This window comes from Luteibacter yeojuensis (genome assembly GCF_000964085.1).
GTDB lineage: Bacteria > Pseudomonadota > Gammaproteobacteria > Xanthomonadales > Rhodanobacteraceae > Luteibacter > Luteibacter yeojuensis_A.
Genome location: NZ_JZRB01000041.1, coordinates 23,099 through 40,636 on the forward strand (window position 1 = coordinate 23,099; position 17,538 = coordinate 40,636).

Below are 17,538 nucleotides of genomic sequence, written 5' to 3' on the forward strand. Positions count from 1 at the left end.
GGAGAGTCCGAACCGTGTCCACGCCCGCGCCGTCCGCCACCGCCACCGCCCGCGCGAACCAGGCCACGGCAAGGCACGAACTCTTCTTTTTCAACTACTTCCGGCTGGGCCAGGCTGCCGTCTACACGGCGCTGGCGTTCCGCCCCGAGCACATGGCGTGGCCCGCCCTGCCCGATCCGGTCCTGGCCCGCGGCATGGCCCTGGCCTACCTCTTCGCCGCGCTGGTCATGGTGGCCCGCACGCGGACCATGCTGCACCGCCCCGTGCTCGCGGTATCGATCGGCCTGGTGCTCGATATCGCCGCCGCGGTACTGGCCCTTATCCTGATGCACGACGTGCGCATGGGCGTGGCCATGATGCTGGCCGTGAACATCGCCACCGGCGCCCTGCTGCTGCCCCTGCGGCTATCCATGTTCTTCGCGGCCGTGGCCACGCTGGCCATGCTCGGCCACTCCCTGTTCGATGTCGACCAGCCCGGCTCGTCCGACCGCGAACTGGTGGAATACGGGCTGTTCGGCGCGGCGTATTTCGCCTGCGCCTCGCTGTGCTATGTGTTGGGCCGCAACATCCGCGCCACCGAGGCGCTGGCCGAGCAGCGCGGCATCGACCTGGCCAACCTCTCGCAGGTGAACGAGCTGATCATCCGCCGCCTGAAAACCGGCGTGCTGCTGGTCGACGAGGGCAACCGCATCCACCAGCTCAACGAATCGGCCTGGATGCTGATGGGCAACCCCGCCGCCGACCAGCGCGACCTGGGCTCGCTGGCCCCGGAGCTGTCGCGCCGCCTGTACCACTGGCGCACCTCGGGCAAGCTCGACGAAAGCGCCACCATGCTGGCCGACGGCACGCCCGAGGTGGTACCCCGTTTCTCGCGCCTGGCACCCAACGACGATTCCCACGTGCTGATCTTCCTGGACGATACCTCGCTGGTATCGCGCCGGGCCGAGGAGCTCACGCTGAGCTCGCTGGGCCGCCTGTCGGCGTCCATCGCCCATGAGATCCGCAACCCGCTGGCCGCCATCCACTATTCGGCCCAGCTGCTGGCCGAATCCACGGAGCTGGCCGACACCGACGTGCGCATGGTCGAGATCATCAACAACCACTGCGTGCGTCTCAACGAGATCATTGAGAACATTCTGCAGCTCTCCCGCCGGGAGCGTTCCCGGCCGGAAACGCTCGACCTGGGCCGCTGGGTCCATGATTTCGTCAGCGAGTACCGCCAGGGCAACGACCTGGGCGCCGATATCCTCCGCGCGGTATCCGGTTCCGAGCCGGTGGCCGCGGTGGCCGACCCGCAGCACCTGCAGCAGGTCATCTGGAACCTGGTGCAGAACGCCCTGCGTTACGGGCGCATGCCCAGCGAGCCGGCGCGGGTGATGGTCGTGGCCCGCCACTCCGAGGCCGGCGTACCCATCCTCGAGGTCATCGACCGCGGCCCCGGCATCGCCCCGAAGGTGGCCGCCCAGATCTTCGAGCCGTTCTTCACCACGCACGAATACGGCACGGGGCTGGGGCTGTACCTCGCCCGGCAGATGACCGAAGCCAACCAGGCCGCCCTCGAGTACGTGCGGGTGGCCGGGGGCGGCAGCTGCTTCCGGATCAGCCTCACCCCGCCCGCCCGCACCCCGGCCGCGGCCCCGGTGGCGGCGCGCGCATGACCGCCACCCTTTGCGCGAAGGCGCGGGGCGGTTACATTGGGCCAATTCACCGAAACGTTCGGAACCGATGAGCAAGCAGACTGTCCTGGTGATCGACGACGAGCGGGATATCCGTGAGTTGTTGACCATCACTCTCGGTCGAATGGAACTCGACGTCGACGCCGTGGGGAGCGTCAGCGAAGCCCGCAACGCGCTGGCCTCGCGCCGGTACGACCTGTGCTTCACCGACATGCGGCTGCCCGACGGCAGCGGCCAGGAGATCATCGAGCTCATCGCGGCCACCTACCCCGACATGCCGGTGGCCATGATCACGGCCTATGGCAATGTCGACGCGGCCGTGAACGCGCTGAAGGCCGGCGCGTTCGATTTCGTCTCCAAGCCGGTGGATATCCACCTGCTGCGCCGCCTGGTGAAAACCGCCCTGCGCCTCTCGGAGGAACGCAAGGCCGATACCGGCAACAAGGCCGCCCCGGGCGCCGATCGCCTCATCGGCGAATCGCCGGTGATGGTCGAGGTGCGCGGCAAGATCGCCAAGCTGGCCCGCAACCAGGCGCCGGTGTACATCGGCGGCGAATCGGGCGTGGGCAAGGAGCTGGTGGCACGGCTCATCCACGAGCTGGGGCCGCGCGCCACGGGCACCTTCGTGCCCGTCAACTGCGGCGCCATCCCTTCCGAGCTGATGGAAAGCGAGTTCTTCGGCCACCGCAAGGGCAGCTTCACCGGCGCCCACGCCGACAAGGAAGGCCTGTTCCAGGCCGCCCACGGCGGCACGCTGTTCCTCGATGAGGTGGCCGAGCTGCCCCTGCACATGCAGGTGAAGCTGCTGCGCGCCATCCAGGAAAAGGCCGTGCGCCCCATCGGCGGCCGCGACGAGGTGCCCGTCGACGTGCGCATCCTCTCCGCCACGCACAAGAACCTTGCCGCGCTGGTGGAACAGGGCCAGTTCCGCCAGGACCTGTTCTACCGCATCAACGTCATCGAGCTGCGCGTGCCGCCCCTGCGCGAGCGGCGCGGCGACGTGCCCCGCCTCGCCGAGTTCATCCTGCGCCAGCTGGCGCAGGAAGCCGGCGGCGCCATCGGCAAGCTGCAGCCCGAGGCGCTGGCCGCCCTCGAGGCCTACCAGTTCCCGGGCAACGTGCGCGAGCTGGAGAACATCCTGGAACGCGCCATGGCCATGTGCGAGGGCGACACCATCGAGGCCGACGACCTGATGCTGCCGCAGCGCGGCGCCATGCCGGGCGACGCCCCCGTGGCCAGCGCCGCGGGCACCGCCCCGGCCGCCGCCGCGCCGGTGGCCGCCACGCCCGCCGCGCACAACCCGGCCGCCGATGGCTCGCTCGAGGATTTCATCACCAACATCGAGCGCGAGACGATCATGAAGGCCCTGGAAGAGTCCCGCTACAACAAGACCGCCACCGCCAAGAAGCTCGGCATCACGTTCCGGGCGTTGCGCTATAAGCTGAAGAAGCTGGGGATCGACTGAGGTACGGCCATCGCGCGCTTGCGCGCGATGCTTCAACCCGTGCCCCGCGACGCACGCCACCGCCGCCACCCGCGGCTTGCGCCCAACCAGGCGCACGCGTAGATCAGGACGGCCAGCACGGCATTGGCGCACAGCCAAGCGAAGAGTGCCCCGCTGCGTACGAACGTCGCGTCCTGCGCGGGAAAATCCGCCAACGGCGTGAGGAAGAGCGGAAACATGGCAACACCGCGCGGGACGTCGAAGAACAACGACTCGAAGCACGGCACGTCGAAGCACGAGGTCTGCACGGCCAGCACCGCCAGCGAAGCCACCATGTGCGCCATGCAGAGCCCGGTGAACAGCGCCGCGCGTTCCTGCCAGGCCCATGCGCGGGTTGCCGCATCCGGTTCGCTTCCCATCGTGTTCGCTCCCTCGCCACTGGCCTGCGGGTTGCAGGTGGGGAAAGGCTAGCGGGGCGTTGCTGTCGGGGTATATGGAAGGATTCTGAAAAATCGGGCGGATGTGGGGCCGGGGGGAGAGCATCGCGCGCGAGCGCGCTCCCACATCAAGGCAGCTTGGCCCCCACGGGAGGGATCAGGCTTTGGCGGGGGTGGTGGCTTCGAGGGCTTCGCGTACTTTTTTCAGCAGCGTGCGGCTCTGGATGGGTTTTTCGATGAGGTAGAGGTGTTGCAGCTCGGGCAGCTCGTCGAGGTTGGGTGGCGCGTCGGGGCGGGCCAGCAGCAACACCGCGCCGCGGTAGCCGTGCTCGAGCAGCGCCGCCAGCGTGCGGACGCCGGTGAACAGGTTCATGTCGGCGTCCATCACCACCAGGTCGGGCACGCCGTGCGCCTCGATCCACTGCAGGGCCGCGGTGCCGCTCTGGCTGGCGCCGGCCTGGTAGCCGTAGGTGTCGAGCGTATCGACCAGCAGGGAGAGCTGCGTGGCTTCCTCCACTACCACCAGCACGCGCTCGGCTTCGCCCTGCAGGTGGTGCTCCAGCACGGGCATGTCGCCGGCCTCGTCGTCCATCGCGCCCAGCGGCAGGTAAAGGTGGAACTGCGTGCCCTCGCCCACGCGGCTGCGCACGCGCATGAGGCCGCCGTGGCTGGCGACGATGCGCTTGCACGAGAGCAGGCCCAGGCCGGTGCCGGTTTCCTTCGTGGTGAAGAACGGCTCGAACAGGCGCTGCAGCACCTCAGGTGGCATGCCCGCGCCGGTATCGATGACCGAGATGCGCAGGTAGCGACCCGGGACGATGCTCTCGTCGTCGCTGAAGAAATCGTCCGCCAGGGTCACCTGCGCCGTATCGATGCGCAGGCTGCCGCCCTCGGGCATGGCCTGGATGGCGTTGAGGCACAGGTTCAGCAGGCACTGCTGCAGTTCGGTGTGGTTGCCCTCGAACGCCACGTCGGGGTCGTATACCTCGATGCCCATCTGCACCGTGCGCGGCACGCTGCCCTGCAGCAGCAGCTTCAGCGCGTCGGTGAGGGCACCCAGCTTCACCTGCTCGGCGCGGCGCGCACCGCGGGCGAACGAGAGCATGGACGACACCATCTCGAGGCCACGCCGGCCGCAGTCGCGCACCAGCGCGCCAAGGCGCGCCAGGCGCGGATCGTCCGCGTAATCCTCGAGCGTATCGCCGGCCAACAGCAGCGGCTGCAGCAGGTTGCGCAGGTCGTGCGACAGGCCGCCGGCCAGCAGCGCGAGGCTTTCGAACCGCTGCGCGCGGATCAGTTCCTGCTCGGCGCGCGCACGTGCCTTCAGCTCGTCGGCTTCGCGCAGCGCGCGGCGCACGGCCGACGCCAGGCGCGCGGTGTTCTGTTTCAGGATGTAATCGGTGGCACCGCTGCGCAGCGCCTCGATGGCGGCCTCTTCGCCCAGCGTGGCCGAGATGAAGATGAAGGGCGTCTCGGTGTTGCGGGCACGCAGGAGTTCAAGCGCGCGTTCGCCGCTGAAGTGCGGCATGCTGAGGTCGGAAAGGATGATGTCGGGCCGGAACTCATCCAGCGCGGCCACGTAGGCCGGTTCGTCGTCGACGAGGCGCACCTCGTAATCGAGGCCGTCGTCGTCGAGTTCGGACAACACCAGCTCGGCATCGAGTTCGTTGTCCTCGACCTGGAGGATGCGCACCTTGTGGATCGGTCCGTTCATGGCCCTGCCTTCCGCCCTTGCCTTACTCGACTTCCGGGCGCTGGTTGAGCACCGCCCAGAAGTGGCCGAGCGTCTGCACGGCCGTGAAGAACTGTTGCACATCCACCGGCTTCAGCACGTAGGCGTTGACGCCGAGGTCCCAGCTGCGCGCCAGGTCGCTTTCCTCGCGTGAGGACGAGAGGATGACCACCGGCGTGCGCTTCCAGCGATCGTCGCCGCGCAGCTCCTTGAGCACTTCCAGGCCATCTTTCCGCGGCATCTTGATGTCGAGGAGGATCACCGCCGGGTCGGGCTCGGGGCGGTTCGCGTAGCGGCCACGCGCGTTGAGCCAGTCCATGCAGTCCACGCCATCCTCGACATGGACGACGGGGTTGGCGAGGTTGGCTTCGCGCAGGGCGTCGATGGCCATCTCGGCATCGGCGGGCGAGTCCTCGACGAGGAGGATGGTGCGGATATCCGGGTTGTTCATGCGTCGGCCATTCGGGCGCCCGTGAAATCGGAGGCCGGAAGTGAAAAGTGGAAAATGGCGCCGTGGTCGGTTTCACCCTCGGCCCAGGTGCGGCCGCCATGGCGCGCGATGATGCGTCGTACGTTGGCAAGGCCGATGCCGTTGCCCGGGAACTCTGAAGCGCGGTGCAGGCGCTGGAACACGCCGAACAGCTTGCTGGCGTACTGCATGTCGAAGCCGGCGCCGTTGTCGCGGACGAAGAACACGTAATCGCCCGACGCGGGGTCGCGCTCCATGCCGACCTCGATGCGGCCCACCTCGCGGTTCGCGGTGTACTTCACCGCGTTGCCCAGCAGGTTCTGCCACACGGTGCGCAGCATGTTTTCATCGGCCACCACGATGGGCAGCGGCGCGATGCTCCATTCAAGATGGCGGCCGCGGGCCTCGGGTTCAACCAGGGCGCGGGCCTCTTCCACCAGCGACTGCATGTCGACGGCCTGCAGGCGCAGCGCGCCGCGGCCCAGGCGCGAGAAGACGAGCAGGTCGTCGATAAGCTGGGCCATGCGCCGCGACGAGCTGCTGATGACCTCGATGTAATGGCGCACGCGGTCGTCGGCCTGGTCGGCCAGGTGGGCCTCGAGCTTGCCGGCGAAACCGGAGATGTGGCGCAGCGGGGCGCGCAGGTCGTGCGATACCGAATAGCTGAAGGCCTCCAGCTCGCGGTTCACATCCGATATCTGCTCCACCTTGCCCTCGAGCTGGCGGTTGAGCTCGGTGACGCGCTGCTCCACCAGGGCGCGCGCCGTAATGTCGCTGACCGTGAGCAGCAACGCCGGCTTGTCGCTATCGGGCTGGGTGATGCGGCGGGCGTTGATCACGACGAAGCGGTCGATGTTGTCGACGGTGCGCTGGGTGAACTCGTAATCCCACAGCTCGCGGTCGCGGAGCACCACGTCGTTGAGCCGCTGCAGCAGGGGTGGGTCATCCCACGCGCCGTTGCCGATGGCGCGCAGCGGCATGTGCGCTTCTTCATCCTCGGTGTCGTAGCCGTAGAGCTCGGCGAAGGCGGCGTTCACCATCAGCGTGCGCAAGTCGCCGTCGAGCAGCGCGATGGGCTCGCGCACGGCCTGCACGACCACAAGCGAGCGCTTGACCGCCTCGGCCACCTTCGATTCCGCGGCGAGGCGGCTGGTGATCTGCCGCTCGGACACGACCACCACGATGGCCAGCAGTATCACCTGCGCGATGGCGGCCACGCCAAGGACGATGCGGTTGTCGGTGGCGCTGCCGCGCGCGTTGGCGCGGCGTTGCTCCTGCAGCCGGGATTCCTCCGCGAGGATATCGACCACTTTCTCGCGGAACGGGAACATGTGCCGGGCGTCTTCCATGGCGGCGAACGCGCCGGCGCGGTCGCCCGCCTTCAGCTGCGCCAGGGCCTGCTCGGTAAGCTTCATGCGCCCGTTGGCCACGGCTTCCAGCCCCCCGAGCCGGGCGGTCTGCTCCGGGTTGTCGCGCACGGCCCCGCGCAGGCTGTCGATGAGGCCGGGGCCCAGTTTTTCGGGCATGAGCGCCCGCTGGGTGAGGTCGTCGTCGATGGCGCCGCCGGCGAGCAGGGTGTACATCGCGGCCTCGCTGCTGCGCAGGATGGCGTCGAGACGGTAGACGTTTGCCTTGATATCGGCCGTGTGCGTGACCCAATCGCGCGAGGTGAGGGCCTGCTCGGAGCTGGAGCGGGTGACGAAATACGGCAAGGCCACGCTGACGAGCACGGCGACCAGCAAGCCAGCAAGGCGCCAGCGCAGTCCGATCCGCTCGATCATGCTTTCGTCATCCCCACGACGACTCCTGCCCAAAGTGAACGGGCATTGTAAACGCTGGTACCCCTTATCCGGTGGATCACGTGCCCCGCCCTGTGGAAACAACAACGGGTGCGCGCTGCCTGGCTGGCCAGGAAAGCGGCGCACCCGTCTGGTTTGCCCGATATTGGCGCCGCGCGGGCGTGAAAATTGCGTGACGAAAACCTGAGGCCGGGCCTTATTTTTCCGAGGTGCTCATCGAATACGGCGCGGCGTCGGCACCGGTGCCCCACTTCGACGGCTCGGCCTGCATGCTGAAATGCAGCTCGCCACCGGCGGTGAGCTCCTCGTGGGTGACCCACGTGCGCGCCAGGTCCTTGCCATTCAGGGTGACCTTGCCCACATACGGGTGCTTCGCATCGAGGTGGTCGGTGGAGACCGTGAACTGCTTGCCATTCTGCAGGTTCAGCGTGGCCTTCTCCACGAACGGGCGGCCGATGACGTACTGGCTGCTGCCCGGCGCCACCGGATAGAAACCGAGCGCGCTGAAGATGTACCACGCCGACATCTGGCCCAGGTCGTCGTTACCCACCAGGCCGGTCGGCGTCGGCGAATACTGCGTCTTCATGATCTGGGTGAGGCGCTCCTGCGTCTTCCAGGGCTGGCCGGCGTAATCGTAGAGGTAGGCCACGTGGTGGCTGGGCTCGTTGCCGTGCGCGTACCAGCCGATGAGGCCGGTGATGTCTTCCACGTGCGCGAACGACTTGGGATCCACCTTGGCGTCGAACACGGTGTCGAGCTTCTTCACGAAGGCATCGGCGCCACCCAGGGTCTGGATGAGCGAGGCGATATCCTGCGGCACGTACCACGAGTACTGCCACGCATTGCCTTCGGTGTAGTCACTGCCATAGGCGGCCGACGACGGATCGAACGGCTCGCGGTAGTTACCGTCGGCCTTGCGGGCGCGCAGGAAGCCGGTCTTGGCATCGAAGCTGTTTTTCCAGTTGCCCGCGCGCTTCATGAAGGTGGCGGCCACGTCGGCCTTGCCCATGGCCTTGGCGGCCTGCGCCAGCGACCAGTCGTCGAAGGCGTATTCCACGGTCTTGGAGGCCGATTCCGGCGAGTGGTCGATAGCGACGTAGCCGAGCTTCATGTAGTCGTCGAGGCCGCCGTAGGGGCCGTAGGTGGCGCTGGCCACCATGGCTTCGAGCGCCTTGTTGGCGTCGTAGCCGCGGATGCCCTTGACGTAGGCATCGGCGATGACCGGCACCGCGTGGTAGCCGATCATGCACCAGGTTTCCATGCCGCCGTACGCCCACACCGGCAGGATGCCGAAGGGGCTGGCCTCGCGGGCCGCGATCAGCGAGCTGACGAAATCGTTGCTCTTGTTCGGCTCGAGCAGGGTCATGAGCGGCTGCTGGGCGCGGTAGACATCCCACAGCGACCAGGTGGAGTAGAAGTCGAAGCCCTTGGCGCTGTGCACCTGGTCGTCGGGGCCGCGGTATTCGCCGTTCACGTCCATGGAAAGCGTGGGCGAGAGCATGGCGTGGTAAAGCGCGGTGTAGAACGTCTTGCGCGTTTCGGCCGGGGCCTTCAGGTCGACCACCGACAGGGTTTTCTCCCACAGCGCGCGGGCATCGGCGCGGCGGGCGTCGAAATCAAAGCCGGCGCCATCCTTGTCGAGGTTGGCGATGGCGTTGTCCTCGCTCACCGTCGAGATGGCCACCTTGGCCAGCAGCGGCTTGTCGAGGTTGCCGAAGTCGAACACGCCCTCGAGCGCGCGGCCACTGATGCCGTCGACGTCTTCGGCGCGGTTGCCCGGGCCACTGAAGCCCTTGTAGACCACCTTCTCTTCGCGGTTCTTGAGGCTGCGCGAGGCCATGGGCTGGTTGAAGCGCATGGCGAAGAAGATCTTGCGGCCCGGCGCCCAGCCGCGCACCTCGCGGCCACCCGTGACCGTGCCGTCGGGGCGTACGCGCAGGGTCGACCACAGCACCTTGCCCTCGTAGTCGTAGATGCTGGGGCGGAAATCGAGCAGCACGTGGGTCGGCTTGCCCTTGGGGAAGGTGTAGCGATGGAAGCCCACCCGGGCGTTGGCGGTCAGCTCGGCGCGGACGTCGTAGTCGCTGAGGGTAACCGCGTAGTAACCTGCCTCGGCCTTTTCGGTCGCATGCGAGAAACGCGACCGGTAACCGCTGCCGGGCTGGTCGGGGGAGCCGGGGTCCAGCTTGACGTCGCCGGCGATGGGCATGACGAGCACGTCGCCCAGGTCGGAATGGCCGCTGCCGGAGAAATGCGTATGCGAGAAGCCCAGGATGCTCGAATCGCCGTACTGGTACCCGGCGGCCCACTTATAGGCGTGCTTGAAGTCCGGCATGGCGGTGTCCGGCGAGAGCTGGACCATGCCGAAGGGCACCGTGGCGCCAGGGAACGTGTGGCCATCGCCACCGGTGCCGATCATCGGGTCGACCGCCGACCAGGCGCTGGAGCCCTTGCCACCGGTGGCGCCCATGGCCACCACGGGCAGGGCAAGGGACAGGGCGGCGGCCAGCAGGCCGCGGCTCAGGCGCGTGGAACTCGGCATCGGAATCTCCCCGGTATGATATTTGGATCGTGACAAACGCGTCGAACGTAGCAAAGATAGCGCATGCACGCATGTTGCAGTGCGTGATGCATCCCTAGCCCTGCCGCGCGATGATCGCGCGGTTTAGATCGTTTGAAGGAGCCACGATGGCGAGGACAACCCCGCAGCGCCGCAAGGTAACGCTGGCCGACATCGCACAGGGGTGCGATGTATCCCGTGCCACCGTTTCACTGGTGCTGCGCGGCAGCCCCCTGGTGAACTCGGTCACCCGGGCCCGCGTTGAGGCGGAACTCAAGCGGCAAGGCTATGTTTATAACCGCGCGGCCGCCAACCTGCGCCGTCGCACGTCCTCCAGCATCGGCCTGGTCATCAACGACCTGGGCAACCCCTTTTTCGCCGAATTCGCCGCCGGCGCCGACGAAACGCTGGCCAGCGCCGGCTACGTCACCCTGCTGGGCAACACGGGCGAATCACCCGAGCGCCAGCAGGCGGTGCTCAATTCGATGATCGAGCACGGCCCGGCGGGCATCATCCTCTCGCCCGCCGAAGGCAGCGATGGCGAGCGCGTGCTCTCCGCCGTGGGCATGCACACGCCCGTGCTGGTGTTCAACCGCGAGCTGCCCGACGACGACGGCGCCCACCGCTGGGACACGCTCGAGATGGATAACGAGCACGGCGCCCGCCTGGCCACGCAACACCTTATTGAGCTGGGCCACCAGCGCATCGCCTTCTTCGGCGGCCACCGCGATTCCAGTTCGGTGGAGCAGCGCCGCCGCGGCTACGCCAGCGCCATGAAGGCGGCGGGCCTGAAGGTGGACCCGGCCTGGCTGATCGAGAGCGCGCCCACCCGCCTGGAGGCCGCCCGCCAGACCGGCGCCCTGTTCGCGCGCGACCCCGCGCCCACGGCGGCGGTTTGCTACAACGATGCCGTCGCCCTGGGCCTTATGCTGGGCCTGACCAAGCGGGGCCGGCGCCCGGGCGAGGATTTCGCCCTCACCGGCTTCGATGACGTGGCCGAGGCCTCGGTATGCGTCCCGCCCCTCACCACCGTCGCGGTCGACCCGCGCGGCCTGGGCCGGCGCTGCGCCGAGCTCATCTTGGAAAGACTTCGCAATCCCGAGACGGAAGCAGCCTATACGATCGCGCCAGTACGGCTGGTCGTCCGCGAAAGCAGCTGCACGCCGTCGTCCCCCTAAACCACCCAATGGAGCGCCCCATGGCCACCGGATCCACGCCATTGCCCAATTCGTCGTCGTCCGCGTCGACCCCGGGCGACACCCGTTACACGTTCTTCCCGCTCGCCCTGGGCGTGATGACCACCATCTTCTTCATGTGGGGCTTCATCACGTGCCTCAATGACATCCTGATCCCGCACCTCAAGGCGGTGTTCGAGCTGAACTACGCGCAGGCGTTGCTCATCCAGTTCACCTTCTTCGGCGCGTACTTCATCATGTCGCTGCCCGCCGGCAAGCTTGTCGCCGCGCTGGGCTACAAGAAGGGCATCGTCGCCGGCCTCATCATCACCGGCATCGGCGCCGCGCTGTTCTGGCCCGCCGCCAGCCTGCGCGTGTATGAGTTCTTCCTCGGCGCGCTGTTCATCCTGGCCACGGGCATCACCGTGCTGCAGGTGGCGGCCAACCCGTACGTGGCGCTGCTGGGCCCCGAGAAGACGGCCTCGAGCCGCCTCACCCTGGCCCAGGCCCTGAACTCGTTCGGCACCTTCCTCGCCCCGTTCTTCGGCGGCGTGCTGATCCTGTCGAACGAAGTGAAGCCCGCCGCCGACATCGCCAAGCTGTCGGCCGCCGAGCAGGTCGCCTACCGCGCGCAGGAAGCCTCCTCGGTGCAGGGCCCGTACCTCGGCCTGGCCGTGGTGCTGGTGCTGCTCGCCATCGGCGTGTACTTGTTCAACCTGCCGAAGCTGGAAGAAACCACCGAGAAGGCCGATGACGGCCAGCACTCGCTGATGGACGCCCTGAAGACCCCGCACGTGTTCTTCGGCGTGCTGGGCATCTTCTTCTACGTCGGCGGCGAAGTGTCGATCGGCAGCTTCATGATCAACTACCTGCAGCTGCCCGAGATCGGCAACATGAGCGGCCCGGTGGCCGCCAACCACGTGGCGTTCTACTGGGGCGGCGCCATGGTCGGCCGCTTCATCGGCTCGGCGCTGCTGGCCAAGTTCTCGCCGCGCAAGCTGCTCGCGGTGTTCGCGGTCATCAACTGCCTGCTCGTCATCACCACCATGGTGACCACGGGCTTCATCGCCACGTACAGCATCGTCGCCATCGGCCTGTTCAACTCGATCATGTTCCCGACGATCTTCTCGCTGGGCATCGAGCGCATGGGCCCGCTCACCGGCAAGGCCTCGGCCCTGCTGATCATGGCGATCGTGGGTGGCGCGCTGATTCCCTGGATCCAGGGTGTCCTGGCCGACAACATCGGCCTGCAGCATGCGTTCTTCATCCCGCTGATCTGCTACGCGTACATCGTGTTCTTCGGCCTCTCGGGCTCGAAGGTGCGCGGCACGCCTGTCGCCGCCCGCTAAAGCCACCATGTCGACGGCCGGCACCCGCCGGCCGTCGCGTTTTCAACCGCACCAAGGACAGGCCGTTAGCATGTCTTCCATCCTCTGCTTCGGCGAGGCGCTGATCGATTTCCACGCACAGCCCCAGGGCGGCGCTGGTCAGCCCCCCGCCTTCGTTCCCTTCGCCGGCGGCGCCCCCGCCAACGTCGCCGTGGCCGCCGCACTGCTGGGTGCGCGCGCCCGCTTCGCCGGCATGCTCGCCCGCGACATGTTCGGCGACTTCCTGCTGAAGAGCCTTACCGACCTCGGCGTCGGCGTGGACGACGTGGCCCGCACCGACGACGCGCGCACCGCGCTCGCCTTCGTGGCGCACGACGACAAAGGCGACCGCAGCTTCAGCTTCTACCGCCCGCCGGCGGCCGACCTGCTGTTCCGCCCCGAGCATTTCCGCAAGGAGACGTTCGACGACGTGGCCATCTTCCACGTCTGCTCCAATTCGCTCACCGAGGGCGCCATCGCCCAGACCACCGTGGAGGGCATGCGCCGCGCCCGCGCCGCCGGTGCCCTGGTCAGCTTCGACATGAACCTGCGCCCGGCCCTGTGGCCGAAGGGCCACGAGCAGGACGCCCAGCTGGGGCGCCTGTGGCAGGCCCTCTCCGAGGCTGACGTGATCAAGCTCAGCGCGGAAGAGTTCGCGGTGGTGCACGAGGGGGCCGGCTCGGACGAAGCCGTGCTGAAGCGCCTGTGGGAGGGCACCGCCCGCCTGCTGCTCATCACCGACGGCCCCGCGCCGATGCGCTGGTTCACCCGCGCCGCCAGCGGCACCATCCCCGGTTACAGCGTCGACGCGGTGGATACCACCGCCGCGGGCGATGCCTTCGTGGGCGGCATGCTCGCCCGCCTGGCCGCCGAAGGCACCACGCACGCCGACCTCGACGCGCTGGTGGCCGACGAGGCCCGCCTCACCGCCCTCATCCGCTTCGCGGCCGCGTGCGGCGCCATCACGGCGACGCGCAAAGGCTCGTTCACCGCCATCCCCAACCAGGCCGAAGTACGGGCCTTCATGGAGAAGAACGCATGACGAACGTCCCCCTCCCCAATTTCCACGACGTGGGCGTGCTGCGCGACCACGTCGCCACCACCATGAAGTTCTACGCGCCCAACGAGGTCGACAAGGACGGTGGTTTCTTCCAGTACTTCAAGGACGACGGCACGGTGTACGACCGCGTCGACCGCCACCTGGTATCGAGCACGCGCTTCGTGTTCAACCATGCCATGGCCTTCCTTGAGTTCGGCAAGCCCGAAGACAAGGCGCTGGCCACGCACGGCCTGAAGTACCTGCGCGAGGTGCACCGCAACCCCGCGACGGGCGGCTACGCGTGGACCATCAAGGACGGCAAGCCCGACGACCAGATGAACCACTGCTACGGCCTGGCCTTCATGCTGCTGGCCTACTCGTGCGGCGTGAAAGTGGGCTTCGACGAAGCCCGCGCCTGGCAGGGCGAGATCTGGGACCTGCTCGAGAAGCGCTACTGGGAGCCGGAGTTCGGCCTGTACCGCGACGAGGCCGACAAGGACTGGAACTTCACCGGTTACCGCGGCCAGAACGCCAACATGCACATGACCGAGGCCATGATCGCCGCGTGGGAAGCCACGAAGGAAGATCGCTACATGGACCGCGCCCTGCTGCTGGCCGAGAACATGACCCAGCGCCAGGCGGGCCTCACCCCGCAGAAGCTGGTGTGGGAGCACTACCACGAGAACTGGACGATCGACTGGGAGTACAACCTCGACAACCCGAAGCACCTGTTCCGTCCGTGGGGTTTCCAGCCGGGCCACCAGACCGAATGGGCCAAGCTGCTCATGATGCTGGAGCGATACACCAAGGGCACCGCGCGCCACAAGGCATGGCTGGTGCCCACCGCCCGCCACCTGTTCGACGTGGCGCTCGACAAGGCGTGGGACAAGGAATTCGGTGGCATCGCCTACGGCTTCGCGCCCGAGGGTGATGTGTGCGACGACGACAAGTACTTCTGGGTGCAGGCCGAATCGCTGGCCGCCGCGCAGCTGCTTTTCGAAACCACCGGCGACGCGAAGTACGACGAGTGGTACGAGCGCATCTGGGCCTATAGCTGGGAGCACTTCGTCGACCACACCTACGGTGCGTGGTACCGCATCCTGCACCGCGACAACAGCAAGTACGACGACGAGAAGAGCCCCGCCGGCAAGACCGATTACCACACCATGGGCGCCTGCTACGAAGTGATGGCCTCGCTGCGGCGCATGCAAAAGGCGTAACGGCCCGGCTGTAGGAGCCCACACCCGTGGGCGACAGCTTTTCGCGAAGAGCTATCGCCCACGGGTGTGGGCTCCTACGGTGGCATTTCAGGCGCGACGTTTGCGCGCCGCAGGCTTTTTGGCGGCGGCCTTCCTGGCCGCCGTTTTCTTTGAGGGGGCCTTTTTCGTCGCCGCCTTTTTCGTGGCGGCGGCCTTCTTCGTGGCCGGGGCCTTCTTCGCCGGCGTGCGCTTCTTCGCGCCAATGCTCTTCTTCAGCAACGCCATGAAGTCCACCACGTTGGTCGTGGCGTGCTCCGGCACATGCTCGTCATCGTCGTCCACCGCGGTGGTGACGCCCTTGCTCTTCAGGCGCTTCTCGATCACCTTGCGCAGCTTGTCGCGGAAATCGTCGCGGTAGTCGGCGGGCTTCCACGTGCCGGCCATCGACTTGACGAGGTCGGCCGCCATCTGGATTTCCTTGGGCGTGATGCGGTACGCCGAGGCCTCCTTGCCCGGCAGGCCGTATTCCCCGGGGTCCACCAGCTCCGCCTCGTAGCGCAGGATGTTGAGCAGCAACGCGTCGCCCTCGGGCATCACGGCGGCCAGGTACTCGCGCGTGCGGATCACCACGCGGGCGATACCCACCTTGCCGGTTTTCTTCAGCGTCTCGCGCAGCAGCACGTAACCCTTTTCCGCCTTCTTGGCCGGGGCGAGGATGTAGGGTTTCTCGAAGTAGGCCGGGGGAATCGCGGCGGCGTCGACGAAGCTGTCGATCTCCACGGTCTCGTGGGCGTCGCTGGCCGCGCTCTTGATATCGTCCTCTTCCAGGACGACATAGTTGCCCTTCTGGTACTCGAACGCCTTGACGATGTCCTTCCAGGGCACTTCCTCGCCGGTCTCGGCGTTCACCCGCTCGTACCGCACCGGCGTGTTGTCACGCTGGTCGAGCATGCGGAAGTGGATATCGCTGCGGCGCTCGCCCGTCATCAGGCGGATGGGCACGTTGAGCAGCCCGAACGACAGCGTACCGGTCCAGATGGGGCGGGCCATGGGCGGATCCTCGGGGGCGGGCCCCTGAGCATCGCGCCGGGGGTGTCGAGGAAATGTAGGAGCCCACCCCTGTGGACGACAGCTCTTCGCGAGGAGCTGTCGCCCACGGGTGTGGGCTCCTACAACACCGCCAACCGGGTTATTTGCCCTCAACCACCGGCAGCTCGATGGCGCTGGCCTGGCCGGGGGTGTGCCAGACCTGCTGCGTGGCCTTCACGTAGTCGCTGGGCTTCGCGAAGAAGATGTTGGGCACGAAGGTCTGCGGGTTGCGGTCGTAGAGCGGGAACCACGACGACTGCACCTGCACCATCACCCGGTGGCCGGGCAGGAACGTGTGGTTCACGGTCGGCAGCCCAAAGCGGTACTGCAGCGGGGTGTTGGGCGTGAGGGCCTTCGGCTCGCTGAAGCTCTCGCGGTAGCGCCCGCGGAAGATATCCATGGATACCGACAGCTCGTAGCCGCCCATCTCGGGGTTGCTAGCGTCGGTATCGGGGTAGACGTCGATGAGCTTCACCACCCAGTCGCTGTCGGTGCCGCTGGTGGAGGCATGCAGGTCGACCTGCGGGGCGCCCGCCACGCGTAGCGGCGCCGTCAGTGGCTCGGTGACGTAGGTGAGCACGTCGGGGCGGCCGTCGACGAAGCGCTGGTCGTGCACCAGCCACGTGGTCCACGACTGGCGGTCGGCGAAGTGCACCGGGCGCGGCACGTAGGGCACCGGCTTGGCCGGGTCGGAAACGTACTCGTCGTATTTCGCCGCGCCAGCCGCCGGTGCCGTGAACGACAGGCCCCCGTTGGCCTCGAGGTACAGCGGCTTGGTGCCCTTGGCCTGCGGCCAGCTCTTGAAGCGGTCCCAGTGGTTTTCGCCGGTGTTGTAGATGAAAACCGGCGGCGTGTTCGCCTTGGGCGCGCCATCGACGAGGTACTGGTTGAAGAACGGCAGCAGCACGTCGCGACGGAACTGCAGCGCGGTGTCGCCATCCCAGTCGAGCGCGCCCAGCGAGGCGGCGCCGTAGTTCACCTGGCTGTGCCGCCACGGGCCCATCACCAGGTAGTTCTTGTCGTTGCCCTTGTCGCGCGGCTCCATGGCCTCGTAGCTGTGGATGGCGCCCCACATGTCTTCCTGGTCCCACAGCCCCTGCAGCCACATGGTCGGCACCTTCAGCGGCGTCTTCGCCATCACCTTGTCGAGCGCCTGGTTCGACCAGAAGCTGTCGTAGGCCGGGTGCTCGCTGACCTTGCGCCAGTACGGCAGCTGGTCGAGCCCGTTGGCACGGGCGTAATCGCCGGCGGACCCCGCGCGCAGGAAGTTGGCGTAATCGTCGTAGCCGGCGCGGGTGATCTCGCTGCCCTTGCCTGCCTTGGTCGTCTGGCCGGTGAAGTAATCGAAATTGGTCTGGCGGTAGGCGCCGTAATGGAACCAGTCGTCACCCATCCAGCCGTCGACCATGGGGCTTTCCGGCGCGGCCACCTTCAACGCCGGGTGCGGGTTCACCAGGGCCATGACCACGGTGAAACCCTCGTACGACGAGCCGAGCATGCCCACCTTGCCGTTCGACTCCGGCAGGTTCTTCACCAGCCAGTCGATGGTGTC

13 protein-coding genes are annotated in these 17,538 nt (G+C 67.3%); 6 read left to right on the plus strand and 7 right to left on the minus strand.

What is annotated here, in order from left to right; genetic code table 11:
• Positions 1-14: 14 nt before the first annotated feature.
• Positions 15-1,658, plus strand: coding sequence for a sensor histidine kinase (locus tag VI08_RS16385; RefSeq protein WP_052698021.1), 1,644 nt, complete (start codon positions 15-17; stop codon positions 1,656-1,658).
• 67 nt (positions 1,659-1,725) lie between these two features.
• The gene (locus tag VI08_RS16390; RefSeq protein ID WP_045830693.1) at positions 1,726-3,141 is read left to right on the plus strand and encodes a sigma-54-dependent transcriptional regulator; all 1,416 of its coding nucleotides are present in this window, start codon (positions 1,726-1,728) and stop codon (positions 3,139-3,141) included.
• A gap of 32 nt (positions 3,142-3,173) precedes the next feature.
• Here VI08_RS16390 and VI08_RS16395 read toward each other — a convergent pair whose 3' ends face one another.
• From VI08_RS16395 to VI08_RS16415, 5 genes are all read right to left on the minus strand, one after another.
• Positions 3,174-3,539 carry a hypothetical protein gene (locus VI08_RS16395; RefSeq protein ID WP_045830694.1) on the minus strand — a complete coding sequence of 122 codons (366 nt, stop codon included), beginning with the start codon at positions 3,537-3,539 and terminating at the stop codon, positions 3,174-3,176.
• Positions 3,540-3,714: 175 nt separating this feature from the next.
• Positions 3,715-5,271 (minus strand): hybrid sensor histidine kinase/response regulator, encoded by a 1,557-nt coding sequence (locus VI08_RS16400; RefSeq protein WP_045830695.1) that lies wholly within the window; start codon positions 5,269-5,271, stop codon positions 3,715-3,717.
• 22 nt (positions 5,272-5,293) lie between these two features.
• Positions 5,294-5,740: a response regulator gene (locus VI08_RS16405; RefSeq protein ID WP_045830696.1), complete on the minus strand. Its 447-nt coding sequence runs from the start codon at positions 5,738-5,740 to the stop codon at positions 5,294-5,296.
• A complete protein-coding gene (locus VI08_RS16410) occupies positions 5,737-7,539 on the minus strand; it encodes a sensor histidine kinase (RefSeq protein ID WP_045830697.1) in 1,803 nt (600 codons plus the stop codon). Before VI08_RS16410 ends, VI08_RS16405 begins: the two co-directional genes overlap by 4 nt.
• 214 nt (positions 7,540-7,753) lie before the next feature.
• Positions 7,754-10,099, minus strand: a complete 2,346-nt coding sequence (locus VI08_RS16415; RefSeq protein ID WP_084621580.1) for a GH92 family glycosyl hydrolase — start codon at positions 10,097-10,099, stop codon at positions 7,754-7,756.
• Positions 10,100-10,245: 146 nt separating this feature from the next.
• Between VI08_RS16415 and VI08_RS16420 the strand changes: the two genes are divergently transcribed.
• The 4 genes from VI08_RS16420 (at position 10,246) to VI08_RS16435 (ending at position 14,918) form a co-directional block, all read left to right on the plus strand.
• Entirely contained in the window at positions 10,246-11,295 is a 1,050-nt protein-coding gene (locus VI08_RS16420) for a LacI family DNA-binding transcriptional regulator (protein ID WP_045830698.1), read from the plus strand.
• A gap of 116 nt (positions 11,296-11,411) precedes the next feature.
• On the plus strand, positions 11,412-12,641 hold the full coding sequence (gene fucP / locus VI08_RS16425; protein WP_232309577.1) for an L-fucose:H+ symporter permease: 1,230 nt from the start codon (positions 11,412-11,414) through the stop codon (positions 12,639-12,641).
• A 70-nt stretch (positions 12,642-12,711) separates the two neighbouring features.
• Positions 12,712-13,701 (plus strand): carbohydrate kinase family protein, encoded by a 990-nt coding sequence (locus tag VI08_RS16430; RefSeq protein ID WP_045830700.1) that lies wholly within the window; start codon positions 12,712-12,714, stop codon positions 13,699-13,701.
• Entirely contained in the window at positions 13,698-14,918 is a 1,221-nt protein-coding gene (locus VI08_RS16435) for an AGE family epimerase/isomerase (RefSeq protein WP_045830701.1), read from the plus strand. The genes VI08_RS16430 and VI08_RS16435 overlap by 4 nt, the downstream gene beginning before the upstream one ends.
• 87 nt (positions 14,919-15,005) lie before the next feature.
• Here VI08_RS16435 and VI08_RS16440 read toward each other — a convergent pair whose 3' ends face one another.
• Both VI08_RS16440 and VI08_RS16445 read right to left on the minus strand, forming a co-directional pair.
• Entirely contained in the window at positions 15,006-15,947 is a 942-nt protein-coding gene (locus VI08_RS16440) for a Ku protein (RefSeq protein WP_045830702.1), read from the minus strand.
• 139 nt (positions 15,948-16,086) lie between these two features.
• Positions 16,087-17,538, minus strand: a 1,452-nt coding sequence (locus tag VI08_RS16445; RefSeq protein WP_045830703.1) for a CocE/NonD family hydrolase, incomplete at its 5' end; no start/stop codon positions are given.